General features: G+C 70.5%; 10 protein-coding genes. 3 read left to right on the plus strand and 7 right to left on the minus strand.

The genetic code is table 11. The features are described 5' to 3' along the window. Positions 1-3 precede the first annotated feature (3 nt). Genes sbnA through ACFU53_RS19565 form a run of 5 tightly spaced genes read right to left on the minus strand, consistent with a single transcriptional unit; the run spans position 4 to position 8,194 of the window. On the minus strand, positions 4-1,014 hold the full coding sequence (gene sbnA, locus ACFU53_RS19545; RefSeq protein WP_383993571.1) for a 2,3-diaminopropionate biosynthesis protein SbnA: 1,011 nt from the start codon (positions 1,012-1,014) through the stop codon (positions 4-6). Between the two features lie 46 nt (positions 1,015-1,060). Further along, positions 1,061-2,104 (minus strand): 2,3-diaminopropionate biosynthesis protein SbnB, encoded by a 1,044-nt coding sequence (gene sbnB / locus ACFU53_RS19550; protein ID WP_383993574.1) that lies wholly within the window; start codon positions 2,102-2,104, stop codon positions 1,061-1,063. Next, positions 2,104-3,141 carry a TauD/TfdA family dioxygenase gene (locus ACFU53_RS19555; protein ID WP_383993577.1) on the minus strand — a complete coding sequence of 346 codons (1,038 nt, stop codon included), beginning with the start codon at positions 3,139-3,141 and terminating at the stop codon, positions 2,104-2,106. Before ACFU53_RS19555 ends, sbnB begins: the two co-directional genes overlap by 1 nt. A 50-nt stretch (positions 3,142-3,191) precedes the next feature. Continuing rightward, a complete protein-coding gene (locus ACFU53_RS19560; protein ID WP_383993580.1) occupies positions 3,192-5,669 on the minus strand; it encodes an amino acid adenylation domain-containing protein in 2,478 nt (825 codons plus the stop codon). Between the two features lie 14 nt (positions 5,670-5,683). Then, entirely contained in the window at positions 5,684-8,194 is a 2,511-nt protein-coding gene (locus ACFU53_RS19565; protein ID WP_383993583.1) for a Pls/PosA family non-ribosomal peptide synthetase, read from the minus strand. A gap of 557 nt (positions 8,195-8,751) precedes the next feature. Here ACFU53_RS19565 and ACFU53_RS19570 point away from each other — a divergent pair. Both ACFU53_RS19570 and ACFU53_RS19575 read left to right on the plus strand, forming a co-directional pair. Beyond that, entirely contained in the window at positions 8,752-9,876 is a 1,125-nt protein-coding gene (locus ACFU53_RS19570; protein ID WP_383993586.1) for a YihY/virulence factor BrkB family protein, read from the plus strand. A 62-nt stretch (positions 9,877-9,938) separates the two neighbouring features. Continuing rightward, positions 9,939-10,634 (plus strand): DUF6597 domain-containing transcriptional factor, encoded by a 696-nt coding sequence (locus ACFU53_RS19575; protein WP_383993589.1) that lies wholly within the window; start codon positions 9,939-9,941, stop codon positions 10,632-10,634. 65 nt (positions 10,635-10,699) lie between these two features. Here ACFU53_RS19575 and ACFU53_RS19580 read toward each other — a convergent pair whose 3' ends face one another. Continuing rightward, positions 10,700-11,104 (minus strand): VOC family protein, encoded by a 405-nt coding sequence (locus tag ACFU53_RS19580; protein ID WP_383993592.1) that lies wholly within the window; start codon positions 11,102-11,104, stop codon positions 10,700-10,702. A 192-nt stretch (positions 11,105-11,296) separates the two neighbouring features. Here ACFU53_RS19580 and ACFU53_RS19585 point away from each other — a divergent pair, with 192 nt between their 5' ends. Then, positions 11,297-11,956 carry a hypothetical protein gene (locus ACFU53_RS19585; protein ID WP_383993654.1) on the plus strand — a complete coding sequence of 220 codons (660 nt, stop codon included), beginning with the start codon at positions 11,297-11,299 and terminating at the stop codon, positions 11,954-11,956. A 97-nt stretch (positions 11,957-12,053) separates the two neighbouring features. On the opposite strand, the gene ACFU53_RS19590 is transcribed toward ACFU53_RS19585, so the two are convergent. After that, positions 12,054-13,661 (minus strand): sulfatase, encoded by a 1,608-nt coding sequence (locus ACFU53_RS19590; RefSeq protein WP_383993595.1) that lies wholly within the window; start codon positions 13,659-13,661, stop codon positions 12,054-12,056. Between the last annotated feature and the right edge of the window lie 782 nt (positions 13,662-14,443).

Genomic DNA, 14,443 nt, shown 5'->3' on the forward strand with positions numbered 1-14,443 from the left:
GGCTCATACGGGCGCCGCGAGCTCGCCCGTCCCCAGTTCGCCTGTTCCGAACTCCTTTTCCGGGTCCAGTACGGCCTCCCCGTACTGCTCCAGCGGCCAGCCCGGCCGGTAGATGGTGTCGAGGTAGCGTTCCCCGAGGTCCGGGGAGACGGCTACCGCTGTGGTGTCGGGCGAGCCGTTGCGGGTCAGCCACTCGGTGGCGCCGCTGACGACGGTGCCGGTGGAGCCGCCGAAGAGGAAGCCGCGCCGGGCCATGCGGTGACAGGCCCGTACGGTGTCGGTCTCCTCCACCCGGACGACGTCGTCCACATAGGACGCGTCGAGCAGCGCCGGGGTCACGCTCGTGCCGAGCCCCGGGATCATCCGGCGGCCCGGCGCCCCGCCGAACGCGACCGAACCGACGCTGTCCACGGCGACGATCCGCACCCGGCGCCGCCGCTCCCAGAACCACTGGGCGCAGCCCATCAGCGTCCCGGAGGTGCCGACCCCCACGAACAGCACGTCCAGACGCGGGAACTGCCGGGCGATGGCGGGCGCGGTGGTGCGGTAGTGCGCCTGCCAGTTCGACTGATTGGTGTACTGGTCGAGCCACACGTACCCCGGGTCGGCGGCGCACAGCGCGCGTACGTACGCGATCCGGGCGCCGAGGAAACCGCCGTGCGGGTCCGGCTCGGAGATGACGTGCACCCGGCTGCCCAGCGCCTCGATCATGCGCCGGGTCTGCGGATTGCACCGGGAATCGGTCACACACAGAAACCGATAGCCCCGGCTCGCCGCGATCATGCTCAGCGCGACGCCCAGATTGCCGGACGACGACTCGACGAGCGTCGAGCCCGGCCTGAGACGTCCCTCCCGTTCGGCGGCCCGCACCATCTCGGACGCGGCCTTGAGTTTGATCGAACCGGCGAAGTTGAACCCCTCGCACTTCAGGAAGAGCTTGTGTCCGACGACCTGGCGCAGATCGACGTACAGCTCCTCCTCGTTGAAGTCCGTGGGAACGGATATGACTGGCACTGCGGCCCCCCTGGTTGTGCAATGTCGTACTCGCTGCGCCTGGCGGTCAGCCGTGGCGGCGCAGCTCGTGGAAGAAGTCGTCCACGACCCGCAGACCACCGGAGCGGGCCACTTGGTCATGAACATGACTGCCGACCGCGAGGTCCAGGACCCCGAGGCCGAAGGGCGAGAAGATCACCGGTCGGTCCGCCGGCACGGTGGCCCGGCCGGTGAGGACGTCGTGGAGCGTTCCATCGAGGAAGTCCCGTGCGCCGGTGAGCTGTTCGGTCAGGTGCGGTGACGTGTTCGCCTTGAGGCAGTGCTCGACGTCGTCGACGAAGTTCGCCGACGCGAGCAGCACCTCGGGCGCGAGATCGCGCAGCGACACGTGCAGCACGAGTGGGTTGTGGGCGAACCACTTCGGTTCGTGGATGTGCGGCTCGCCCGCGATCGTCGCGAAGACCACCAGGTCGCTCGCCCGGATCACGTCCTCGGCGCTGTCGTGCACGGTCACCCGACCACTCGCGTTGGACCGCTCCAGATACCCCCGGAACCCGGTCGCGCTGTCGGCGGACAGGTCGTGCACCCCCACCTCCTCGAACTCGAAGCCGGTCGCCGCGAGGAACGTGTGGATGTACCGGGCGATCAGGCCCGTGCCGAGGAAACCGACCCGCGTCGGGCGCGGCGCCCCCCGGCGCGCGTCGCTCAACCGGTCGGCCGCCAGCGCCGCCGACGCGGCCGTCCGGGTGGCGCTGATGATGGAGGCCTCCAGGCACGCGAACGGATAGCCGGTGGCGTGGTCGTTGAGGATCAGCACGGCGGACGCGCGTGGCAGCCCGGACGCCGTGTTCTCCGGAAAACTGGAGACCCATTTCAACCCGTCCACCTGGAACTTCCCGCCCAGCGAGGCGGGCAGCGCGATGATCCGCGAGGACGGACGGTCGGGGAAGCGGAGGAAGTACGACGGTGGGTTGACCGTGTCGCCGGTGTCCCCGTTCCCGTGCAACAGGTAGGCGGACTCGACCAGTTCGACGATCTCCCGTTCCCGGCCCCGCAGGGCCTGCTGCACCTGGGCGCCGGAGATCACGGCGAAACCCGGAACCTCGGTCATCAGAAGCTCACCTCGTCCTTCGAGTCGGAGTCCTGCTTGTCGGAGTGCTGCGTGCCGCAGTCGGTCGGCCGTACCGGATCGGCCATGCCCACCAGCACCTCGCGCGGCCCCTCGAAGGGCTCACGGCTGTGGGCGGAGCGGATGTTGTCGACGAGGAGCAGGTCACCGGGCCGCCACGGTTCGCGGACGGTGTGCGCCTCGTAGACCTCGTTGAGCGTCTCGACGACGTCGGCGCCGATCGGATCGCCGTCGCCGTAGCGGGTGTTGAAGGGCAGCCCGTCGGCCCCGTACATGTCCACCAGGTACTCGCGCACCTCGGGGTCCATGGTCCATTCGCTGAGGAACGCGATCTGGTTGAACCAGCAGCGGCGGCCGGTCACCGGATGCCGGAGCACGGCGGCGCGCCGCTGCCGGGTGTGCAGGGAGCCGTCGACCTGCCAGGCGAACTCGATGGAGTGCGCCCGGCAGTAGGCCTCGACGACGGTCCGGTCGTCGGTGCCGAACGCCTCGGCGACCGACGCGCCGATCTCGTCGTTGTACGAGCGGGTGAGCAGCCAGCCGTCCCGCTCGAACCGTTTGGTCAACTCGGGCGGCAGCGCGGCCAGTACGGCCTCCGCGTCGGCGACCCCGGTCGCCCCGCCCCGCTCGGCGGCTCCGAGGCAGGCGAAGAGCATCAGGCCGGGGAACTCCAGCGTGTAGCTCAACTCGTGGTGCATGCACATCGGTTGGTTCGACGGCCAGGCCGTCGACGAGTACACGCCGTCCGCGTACGTCCGCCGCGGCGCGAAAGCCTCCTTCTCGGTCATCAGCGTGTCGGTCAACTCGCGGAAGACCACGCCCACTTCGGCCGCGTCACGCAGCCCGAGGCCGCGGACGAGGACCGAGCCGTGCTCGGCGACGACGGCACGCAGGGCGTCCCGCTGTCCGGCCGCCCAGTGGGGAGCGGGTTCGGCGGGGGAGACGGTGAGGAGCGGCGGCCTGCCGGGAGAGATCTCGATGTCCGGCAGGAGCAGGGGAGTCGAGAACGACGGGGTCACCGCCCCGTCCTTTCGATGGCGCGCGGCAGAGCGGCGACGGCTCAGGAAGCTCACAGCGAGGACCTCCCCTCGGTCTCGGCGGCGGTGTGCGCGACGGCCCTCGTGTCGATCAGCCCGGCCAGCTCGGACAGCACCGGATGCCCCGTCATGTCCTTGGGGGACACCGCCCGGTCCAGGGCGATCGCGAGTTTCACCGCGGACAGCGAGGTACCGCCCCGGTCGAAGAAGTGGTCGTGCCGGCCGATCCGGGCCCGTGGCACACCGAGTACCTCGGCCCACGCGGCAGCCAGCCGCTCCTCGGTCGGCGTCGCCGGCGGCTCGCCCGACGTGCTGTCCACCGAGTCGAGTTCCTCGGCCAGCGTCGTCAGCGTCCGCCGGTCGATCTTGCCGTTGGCGGTCAGCGGCAGGCTCTCGCGCCAGTGGAACACCGACGGCACCATGTACGCCGGCAGCGAGGCCGCCAGCCGGTCCCGCAACTCCTCGACCGCGAGCGGCCGGCCCGAGTGGAAGGCGACCAGACGCGCGCCCCTGGCGACCACCACCGCGCCGTCCCGCACACCCGCCACCTTGAGCAGCGCGTTCTCCACCTCGCCGATCTCGATGCGGAAGCCGCGCACCTTGACCTGGGTGTCCCGACGGCCGAGGAACTCCAGTTTGCCGTCGGGCCGCCAACGACCGTGGTCCCCGCTGCGGTAGAGCCGCTCGCCGGGCCGGTACGGGTCGGTGGTGAAGGCCCGCGCGGTGCGCTCGGGATCGTTGACGTACCCCCGCCCGACGCACACCCCGGAGAAGACGATCTCCCCCGGCGCGCCCAGCGGCACGAGGGAGAGGTGCTCGTCGACGACGTACACGCGGACGTTGCGGACGGCACGGCCCAGCGGTACCCGGTCCCCCTCCGGAGCCCGGTCCATCACCTCGTGGTTGGTGTCGTCGGAGGTCTCGGTCAGCCCGTAGGCGTTGACCAGGGGTATCCCCGGCTCGGTGGCGAACCAGCGCTCCGCCAGCTCCTTCTTCAGCGCCTCCCCGGTGACCGAAACCCGGCGCAGGCCGGGCAGTTCCCGGGGGTGCTGCTCCAGATGCGCGAGGACCGCTTCGAGGTACGACGGCACGACCTGGACCACGTTCACCCGGCCGTCGGCGATCCGGTCGACGAACCGTTCGACGTCCAGGATCACCTCCTGTTCCACAAGCAGCGTCCGCCCGCCGACCAGCGGCGCGGCCAGCAGCTGCCACAGCGAGATGTCGAAGCACTGGGGAGCGGTCTGCGCGACCACGTCCCCCTCGCCGATGCCGAGGTCGTCGAGCTTGGCGTGGAGGTGGTTGAGCATCCCGGCGTGCTCGCACATCGCGCCCTTGGGCTCGCCCGTGGAACCGGACGTGAAGTAGATGTACGCGAGCCGGTCCGGCGTGATCTCCATGCCGAGGTCGGAGTCCGGGTGGGCCTCGTCGTACGCGTCCTCGACCAGCAGCCGCTGCACCCCGGGCAGCGCGGACAGGGCCTCGTCCAGCGTGGCCGTGCTGCCCCGCTCGGTGAGCACCAGCTCGCACCCGGCGCGGGCGAGCGTGGTGGCGATGCGTGCGGCGGGGAAGTGCGGCTCGACGGGCAGATAGGCGCCGCCCGCCTTGAACACCGCGAGGACGGCCGCCATCCAGTCCAGGTTCCGCTCGGTCACCACCGCGACGACGCCCTCGTGGCCGAGGCCCCGGACCAGCAGGGCCCGACTGAGCTGGTTGGCGCGGGAGTTGAGCTCTCGGTACGTCCACCGCCGGTCGCCATGGACGGCCGCGACCGCGTCCGGATGCGCCACGACCCGCTGCTCGAACAGCTCGTGCACCCGGCGGTCGGGCAGCTCGCGGGGCGGCCCCGCCAACCCGTCGATCTGGAACCTCAGTTCGCCGTCCGACACCAGACTCCGCCGCCCGTGCTCGGCGTCCGGTTCGGCGGCCAGCAGGGTGAGCGCGGTGACGTGGTACCCGGCGATCCGGGCCGCGCCGTCCTCGTCGAGCACGTCCGTGCGGTACCGCAGCCGCAGCGCCGGACCGTCGTCGCGGTGCACCAGCCCCACCCGCAGGACCACGTCCTCGTCGAGATCGCCGTCGCCTCCGCTCGTGTCGAGCACGGTCTCGAACGGCGGCTCGGCGAGGCCGAGTTCGTGCCGCAGGGCGTCCACCGGGTAGGCGGCGTGCGTCAGCAGCTCCGCGGTGACCCGGTGGGTGTGCCCCAGCAGCGCGCGCCAGGTGTCGCCGTGTGCGGCGGTGAGCCGGCACGGCAGTGTTCGGCCGTCCTCCAGCCAGCCGGTGGTGACCTCGCCCTCGCCCGCCAGCGCGGCGAGCACCTTGGCATGGGCGGCGAGCAGCGCGGCCGTACCGTCCGAAGCGGTCAACAACCCCTCTGGAAGAGCCACTTCGTAGGCGGCGACCCCCTTCACCGGATCGGCGCTCCACCGCGGTATCACGGTCCGCCCCCCGGCGGTGAGCACCTCGTGCCAGTACTTCCGGGCAGCGTCGCCCGACTCCAACTGATCCATCTCTTTCCCCCGATTCACCGTGATCCGGTGTTCTCCGTCGCCGGGTTCCCGCCCCAGCGCGCGTGCGGCGGCACCTCCTCGCCCTTCATCAGGAAGGAGTCCGGCGCGAGCACGGCTCCCTCGCCCAGCACCACGCCGTAATGGACGAACGCCTGGACCTCCAGCGTGCTGCCGGCCCCGATCGTGACGTGGTCGGACTTGAAGGTGCCGTCCTCCTGCGAATGCGCCTGGATCTTGCTGCCGGCCGCGAGCGTGCAGTCGTCCCCGACGGCCGTCAGCGTCCGCTCGGTGATGAACACCCCGTCGTCGAAGACCCGACGCCCGATCCGGACCCCCAGCAGCCGCCAGACGAGGCTCTTGTACGGGGTGCCGTTGAGTACCTCCAGGTGCTTGTCCGGCAGCTTCCACAGCCGCTCCTGCCGCCAGAAGACGGGGTCGTAGATGGAGCACAGCCGCGGCCGCAGCGGCCGGAAGCGGGTCAGGGACCGTTCCACCAGCGCGTAGTACAGGACGGTGAACACCAGCGCCGCCGGCGGGAGCGCGGCGAGCGCGAGCAGTCCCGTCACGCCGTCCCCGTGCCCGTACAGGTCGAAGGCCGCGAAGCCGAGCACGGTGAGGGCGAAGGTGTGCAGCCAGCGCAGGAACAGGAACAGTCCCATCGAGCGCAGGTTGAAGCGGTTCTTCGCGGCGAGCCGGCGGTGCAGTTCCTCGCCCTCGCGCAGATGGTCGAAGCGGCTGTCGCGCTCCACCGAGCGGGGGATCTCGAAGGGCGGCGAGCCGAGCAGCCCGACCCCTTCGCGGATCTCGCCGTCGAGCGGGACCAGGACCTTCGTGGCCAGCAGACAGTTCTCGCCGGTCCGGCCGCCCACCGGGTAGGCGATGGCGTTGCCCAGGAAGTTGTGCCCGCCGATCGCCGTCCGGGAGACCCGGAACGACGCCGCGGAGTAGTCCGCGTTCATGACCGAGAGACCGTCCGCGACCATCGTGCCGCTGCCGACCTTCACCAGGTACGGCGTCTCGTGCTGCACCGCGGTGCCGAAGTTGGACCCGGTCTGCTCGACGCGCGAGAGGTCGTATCCGAGGGCCTTGAGGTAGGGGACGATGTACGAGCTGTCGCCGCACAGCCACGTGAAGAACTTGAGGTTGGTCAGGCGGGCGATGGCGCGGTGCACCGAGTAGTGGAAGCCGTACAGCGGATAGGTGCGGTCCGGCTTCACCAGCGGGCGCAGCAGCCGCGGCACGACGAACACGACGACTGCTCCGACGACGATCGAGCCGGCGAACAGCGTGAGCGACAGGGCCGTCGCCTCGACGTAGAAGCGTGCCGAGGAGATGTGCTGCGACGCCGGGTCGAGCAGGGTGTCCAGCTCGGGCGCGGCGGTGAGCAGCAGATAGGCGCCGCCGACGGTCAGCGGTACGTACAGCAGCAGTGTCTGGAGCAGGGCGCAGAGCCCGTATCCGGCCCGCCGGAGCGTGCCGCAGGGGAGCGGGGCGACCCGGATGTGGTCCACGTCCGTGCGCCGGGCCGGTGAGCCGTGCCAGCTCTCGCCGGCCGGGACCGACTCGTCGGCGCGCAGCGCGGAGGAGTGGCCGAGCTGGGAACCGTCGCCCAGGGCGGTGCCGATGTCGAGGACGGTGTGCTCGCCGACGAAGGCGTCCCGGCCGAGGGTCACCGGTCCGGTGCGGATGCGCCCGGCGCGCGCCCGGTAGCAGAGGAAGTAGGAGTCCTTGCGGACGATCGTGCCCGCGCCGATCGTCAGCAGGTCGGTGCAGACCGGGACGGTGTGGCTGAGGATCGTGACGCCCGGCCCGATGCGGGCGCCGAGGGCCCGCAGATACAGCACGTACAGCGGGTTGCCGACGAACAGGATCATCGGGCTGGTGTGCAGCAGTGCCTTGACGATCCAGAACCGCAGATACGCCGGGCTCCACACCGGGAACTCCACGGGCTTCCACCGCCCGATCAGCAGCCACTTGACGGCGACCGGCAGGATGCACAGGGCGAGGAAGGCGAGCAGGCCGAAGACGGCTGATCGCAGGTAGATCCCGACGATCCCCGAGGCGTCCGCCACCCACTCGTATCCCTGTACGTATCCGGAGGTGGCGAGCAGACAGTAACCGGCGAAGAGGAGCAACTGCAGCGCTCCGCACAGGACGTACCGGAACGTGCTGCCCGGGGGCGCGGGCTCGGCGGGCACCGGCGGGGCGGCCGGCTGCGCCGGCGCCTCGGTCAGCGCGGCGGCGAGGCTGCGGACCGTGGGGTGGCCGTAGACGTCCCGAATGGACACCGACGGCAGATCGGGGTGCTTCCTGACGCGGGCACAGAAATGCGCCATCGTCAGTGAGTTGGCACCGAGGTCGTCGAAGAAATGGCTTTCTGCGGGCACATGTTCGATGTGTGCGACGCCGGCCAGGACTTCGGCCAGGAGTCGCTCGGTGGCGGTGTACGATTCCGCCGCGTCCGGCTCGGCCCCCTGGACCTCGCCCGGTTTTTCCGCCACGGGTCGTGGCGCTGGCAATGTCATTGAATTTCTCCGCGACAGGTATTGCGATGGAAGGCGCCCGGGGGTGAACGGGACGGCGCGCGGAATGACAGAAGAGGAGGGGGTGGGAAGCGGTGACGCGTGTGGCGGAATTGATCAGGCCTGGTCGGAGCCTGGAAGAATCCCCCGGTGTGCGCTGTGCCGGCACCTGGTCCAGGTGGGCGCAGCGGAATGCAATCCGGATTCTTTCGGTACATTCGGGAACGGGTCAAGGGAGGTCGGGTAATTGACGCTTTCCCGCCCCTTTTTCGATCTCTTCCGGCCTCTCGGACCGGATCCCACCCGGCGCTTCAGCGGGGAACTTTCCAAAGAGACGGTACAAACACGCCCGAACGTTCCACTTACGGCCCCTCAATGATTCGGCCAGCAAGTTCATGACAGAAAAGGCGATTCGGAATCACCTTTGGTTTCTTCTGGGTTTCCTTTTGTTTGCTGACCCGTGACGCGACCGGAGGGAAGCGTGCGCCGCACGCGGACCCTGTCACGGCCGACGGCACCGGGAGGTGAGGACGGCACGCGCAGGCGGATACCTTTAGGGCGTGCAGCCAGCAAGTCAGTCACCCCCACCGTCCGAGAGCCCCCATGGGCGTCTCCACCGCGCGCGTGCCCTCTACCGGGACGTCTCCAAGCGCCGGACCGCCTGGCTGCTCCTGAAGGACACCGTCAACTCCTGCATCGAGTACCGCATCCTGGGCCTCGCGGCCGAGGCGGCGTTCTTCACGCTGCTCTCCGTGCCGCCGCTGCTGCTCAGCATGATCGGCCTGCTCGGCTACGTCGACGACTGGACCGGCGCCGACACCATCGCCAGCCTGGAGCTCAACCTCCTGGAGGCCTCGCGCACCGTCCTGTCCGACAGGGGCGTCGCCGAGATCGCGCAGCCCATCCTGGACGACGTGATGAAGGGCGGACGCCCCGACGTCATCTCCATAGGCTTTCTCTTCGCCCTGTGGTCCGGATCCCGCGCGGTGAACGTCTTCATCGACACCATCACCGTCATGTACGGCCTCGACGGCGTCCGCGGCATCGTCAAGACCCGCCTCATGGCGTTCCTGCTCTTCATCGTGGCCCTGCTGATCGGCTCGGTCGCCCTGCCGCTGATGGTCGCAGGACCCGACGCCGTCGTCCGGATCGTCCCGTGGTCGGCGACCGTGGTCCAGGTCCTCTACTGGCCCGTCGTGATCGTCCTGTCCATCGTCTTCCTGACGACGCTCTACCACGTGTCGGTGCCGGTCCGTTCCCCCTGGGTCGAGGACGTACCCGGCTCCCTCATGGCCCTCGGCATGTGGGTCCTCGGCAGCTTCCTGCTCCGCATCTACCTCACCAGCACGGTCGAGGGAGCGACGATCTATGGCTCCCTCGCCGCAGCCGTCGCCGTCCTCCTCTGGATCGGCGTGAGCGCCTTCGCCGTCCTGGCCGGCGCCGCCGTCAACGCCGCCATCGACCGCGTCTGGCCCGCTGCCGCCACGGCCGCCGCCCGCGCCGCCAACGAGCGCCTCCGCGAGGAACAGGCCGCCGAGTACGTCGCCCGCGCCGCCGCCGCCCGCTCCCACGACCCCGAGGACCCGGACATGCCCTCCGAGTTCCCGGAGCGCTGGTCCCGCTTCCTGCCACCCGAGGACGTGACATCGAGGCTGCGGTCACCTGCGAAGAAGGGGGAGGATTAGAGCGGCTTTTTGGGGGCGCACCCTGGAGGGCGCGGCGGTGGCCACCGGCGTAGCCTTTTCGTGTGTATGCGGAAAGGGCGTCTCGGCTGGGTGGGGCCGTCGTGTGGACGAACAGCCCCGGTGGTTCGGACGGGCCCGGCCCCGGGCGGGTGCTGCCGGACGGGTGCATGGATCTGCTGTGGAACGAGGGGCGGCTGATGGTCGCCGGGCCGGACACGCGGGCGTACGTCACCGAAGGAGGTCCGAGCAGTTGGGCGGGCCTCCGGTTCTATCCGGGCTCCGCGCCCGCCTTTCTCGGTGTGCCCGCGCACGAGTTGCGCGACCGGCGGGTGGAGCTGGCCGAGCTGTGGTCCCCGGTGGTCGTGCGGCGGCTCACCGCCCGGGTGAACGCGGCGGGTGATCCGGCGAGCGGGCTCGAAGAGGTGGTCCTGGAGCGGGCGGCCGAGGTGGGGCGGCCCGATCCGGTGCTGCGGCAGGTCGTCGTCGCCCTCGACGCGGGGCGGCCCGTCGCGGCGACCGCCGACGAACTCGGGCTCGGGGCTCGGCAGTTGCACCGCAGATCACTCGCCGCTTTCGGGTACGGGCCGAAGACGCTGGGGCGGGTACTGCGGCTGCAACGGGCGCTCGCGCTCGCCCGGGACGGGGTGCCCTTCGCCGAGGCGGCGGCCCGGACCGGGTACGCCGATCAGGCGCATCTGGCGCGTGACGTACGGGAGTTGGCGGGGCTGCCGCTCGGTGAGCTGCTCGGCGGACGGTAGCGGTGACGGGCGGCGGCGGGCTCTCCGGCGGGCCGGCCACTCGGCGACGGGCGGCTGCGGGGCGGCTACTCGGGGGCGGGCGTCGGCAGTGGTGCGAAGAGGTCGACGCCGTTGCCGTCGGGGTCGAGGATCACGGCGTACCGCTGGCCCCACACCGCGTCCCACGGCTTGAGCTCGCCGTCGTACCCGGCGTTCACCAACTCCTCGTACACCGCGTCGACTTCGGCCGGACTGTCGCAGAGCAGGGCCAGCCCGGCGCCGCCTCCCGTCCCCGGGCGGTACTGGGGGTAGAAGGAGCGGACGGTCTCCTCGGTGTCGAGCATCAGCCGCAGTCCGCCGGGCAGTTGGGCCTCGGCGTGCGGCTGGTTCTCGGCGCCCTCCGGGAAGGCGAAACCGAGCCGGCGGTAGAAGGTGACGGAGGCGGCCATGTCCGTGGCCACCATGCCGATCGCATCGAGTCGTGGAGTCATACGGCCACCGTAGGCGGACCGGCGCCGGCCGGTCTTGAAGGAATCGGACACCCATGCCCGTCGTGGGACCCCGCCACCCCACTCCGCTGTGGCGCGAAGGGAACCGCGAACCGTGTGAGTAAGCGCTCTCGCCAGAACGGACTCTTTGGCTCACCTGTGGAACAACTGTGCGGCAGGATGTAGGGCATGCTCATGCTCCGTACCGCGCGTGTTCTGCTGCCCCTGGCGTTCCTGCCGTTGCTGCTCACCGCCTGCGGGACCGAGAAGGTCGTGGTCGCCGGCCGCGAGCCCCTGAGGCCGGCCCCCGACCGGGCCGAGCTCCACGCCCGGGCCGAGGCGCTGGGCCTCGCGCCCGGGCTCGTCTATGTCACCGAGTCCCCCGGATTCACGCTGGCCCGGCAGTCGGTCGGCGTGTACGGCGCCGACGGCTTCTCCGCCGCCTACTGGTCCCGGAAGAACAGCGCCCACCTCCTGCTCCTCGTCGACCACGGCACGATGACCGCCGGGGACTGCCCCGAGCAGCCGGTCGGCCCGGGCACGGGCGAGTCGGTCAGCTGTGAGCGCGACGGGGACACCTGGTACCGCACCTCGGCGGGACAGCACGAGTACGCCGTGCCGGAGAACGGCCACCTCGTCCGGGTCAGCGCCACCACGGCCGCGGTCGAGCGCGACGCCCTGCGGGCCGCCGCCCTCGCCGCCCACCGTCCCACCGACGTCGAACTCGCCGGCCTCCTCCCGCCCCGCCACCACGACAAGCCCCCGCCCCCGCACAACGGCAGGCCGATCGAACGCGGCGACCTGCCCCCGGCGGGCGACGGAGCACCGAACAACGAGGTGGGCGCGTCGGGCTGAGCCCCACGCCATGCCTGGAACGTGCCTGGAACGTGCCTGGAACGGTCCAAGGGCGTGGCCTGGCGTGGTGGTCAACGGTGGCGTGGCGTGCCGATGATCAGGACGCGCCACCCGGCTGCTGCGGGCCGAACGCCGTCATGAAACGGTCGCGGAACTTGTCCATCCGCCACACCGGCGTGGCGTCGGCGGGCTTGAGACCGTCCGTCCAGCCCCAGTCGGAGATCTTCTCCAGCACCTCGGGGTCCTGGGCGACGATCGAGACCGGCACATCATGGCTGGGGTTGTCGCCGGTGACCGTCTTGTTGGGCTGGTGGTCGCCGAGGAAGATCAGGACGGTGTCCTTGGAGCCGTACTTCGCGACGTAGTCGACGAGACTGGTCACCGAGTACTGGATCGACTTGCGGTACTCGTCCCGGACGTCCAGGGGATCCTTCCAGACCTCCGTGGGGTCCTTGCCCTCGGCCTTCTGCAGCGAGTGGTAGACCGACCCGTCGCCGATCTGTTCCTCGGGGATCGTGCTCGGGATGGGCGCCCACGGGTTGTGGCTGGAGGTCAGGATGATCTCCGCCATCATCGGCTCGCGGTCCTCCTTGCCGTGCTCCAGCTCCTCGAAGGCCTTCAGCGTGTACTGGTCGGGCATCGTCGACCAGCTGAACTTCGGCCCCTTGTAGCCGAGTTGGTCGGAGTCGTAGATGTTGTCCAGGCCGAAGTACTTGCCCTCCGGCCAGGCCATCTGGGTGCCCGGCACGATGCCGACCGTGCGCCAGGCGCCGGTACGGCGGAACGCCTCGGTGAGGGTGAGCCGGTCGCTCGCGACGAGGTTGGAGTAACGCGACTGGTTCTTGATCCACAGACCGGACAGGAACGTGGAGTGCCCCAGCCAGCTGCCGGCGCCCGTGATGGGGGAGCGCAGCCAGCCGCTCCGCGACGCGTACCCGGCGTCCTTCAGCTCCTGCGTCTTCTGCGTGAGCGTCTCACCGAGCGGCTCACCCATCCGCGGGTCGTCGATCGCGGAGCGGCCGTAGCTCTCGATGAACGTGATCAGTACGTCCTTGCCACGCAGCCCCGTCAGCAGCTGCTCGGGCGGCACGTCGGCGAAGGCGTCCACCGCGGCCTGCTTCCGGAACGCCTCGCCGTCCTTCAGCCCGTCGCTCACCGCCTCGATCCGGTTCTCCACGAGCGTCGCCGCGCTGTGCGAGGCCACCGGCACGTCGGCCGTCTCCAGGGTCAGCGTCGAGCAGGTGATCCACGCGGTCCCCAGGACGAGCAGCGTACGGCTCGCCGTGTGCCGGTTGCGCACCATCAGTCGGCTGATCCGCACGACCGCCAGCGTCATCAGCACCGGCAGCGCCAGCGCCAGCGCGATCACCCCGATCGTCGCGGCCTGCGCGGCCGTGCCGCCGAGCGAGTCCTTCATGAACGACTGCGCGTCGTCCAACAGGATCCAGTCGAGCACAAGGTCGAACGGACGGTCCAGGGTCCAGTACGACCCCATGTCCAGCACCTTGACGATCGTCAGCAGCGCGAGCGCCACCCCGACCACCACCACCGCCACGCGCCGCGCCTTCGCCGGCAGCGCGAGCAGCAGCCCCGCCACGAGGATCCCCTCCGCCGGGATCCGCAGGAACCGTCCGAACCCGATCTCGGTGACGTCGTTCGGCACGAGCAGCGCGAACATGACGAGAGCGATGGCCAGCCCGCTCACGGTCCAGGCGACGGCACGCGCGGCCCGGGGGTGCTTGGCCCGCCAGCCGGAGGGTGCGGCAGGGGGCTCGGCAGAGGGTGCGGCAAGGGGCTCCGCAGAGGGTGCGGCAAGGGGCTCCGCAGGTGGTTCCGCCGGGGGGCGAGCAGGGGATTTTTCAGGAGCGGGCTCGGACTCCGGCTCCACGTCTGCCTTCGACTCTGACTCCGACGCCGATTCCGGTTCCGGTTCCGAATCCGGTTCCGGTTCCGGCGCCGGATTCGGTGTCGGTGTCGGTGTCGGCGCAGAGTCCGAATCCGGCTGCGGCCCTGCTTCCGCCTCCGGCCTGGGTCCCGGCTCGGGCTCGGGTTTCTGCTCGGGTCCGGTTCGGGGCTGGGTCCCGGGTCGAGGCTCGGATTTCGTCCCCCGCTGCGGCTGTTGCCTCGGCTCTTCGGCTTCGGTCTCAGCCTTGGCTTCGGTCGCTGCCGCTGCCGCTGCCTCGGCTTCTGCCTCGGCCTTCGCTCCCGCGTCCGGCGAACTCTCTACCGACGTCGGCTCCGGAGGGGCGGCTTCTCCCGGGGCCTTGTCGTCGTCCGGTGCCGGTGTCGGTCCCGGAAGCTGCGGAGAGCGTATGTGCGACAACCCGAAGGTCCTTCCCTGTGGAGCATGTGGAGCTCAGTGCTGGTGGAGCGGAGTGGGCCGGGGGCGGCGGGACCGCCGGGACACCCGGCCGGCCATCCCTATGCGTACGGTCCCACGACGCCAACCGTTCACTCGAACTCAGGGTCCCCGCAACCACTTCACCG

The organism is Streptomyces sp. NPDC057474 (genome assembly GCF_042802555.1).
Classification (GTDB): domain Bacteria; phylum Actinomycetota; class Actinomycetes; order Streptomycetales; family Streptomycetaceae; genus Streptomyces.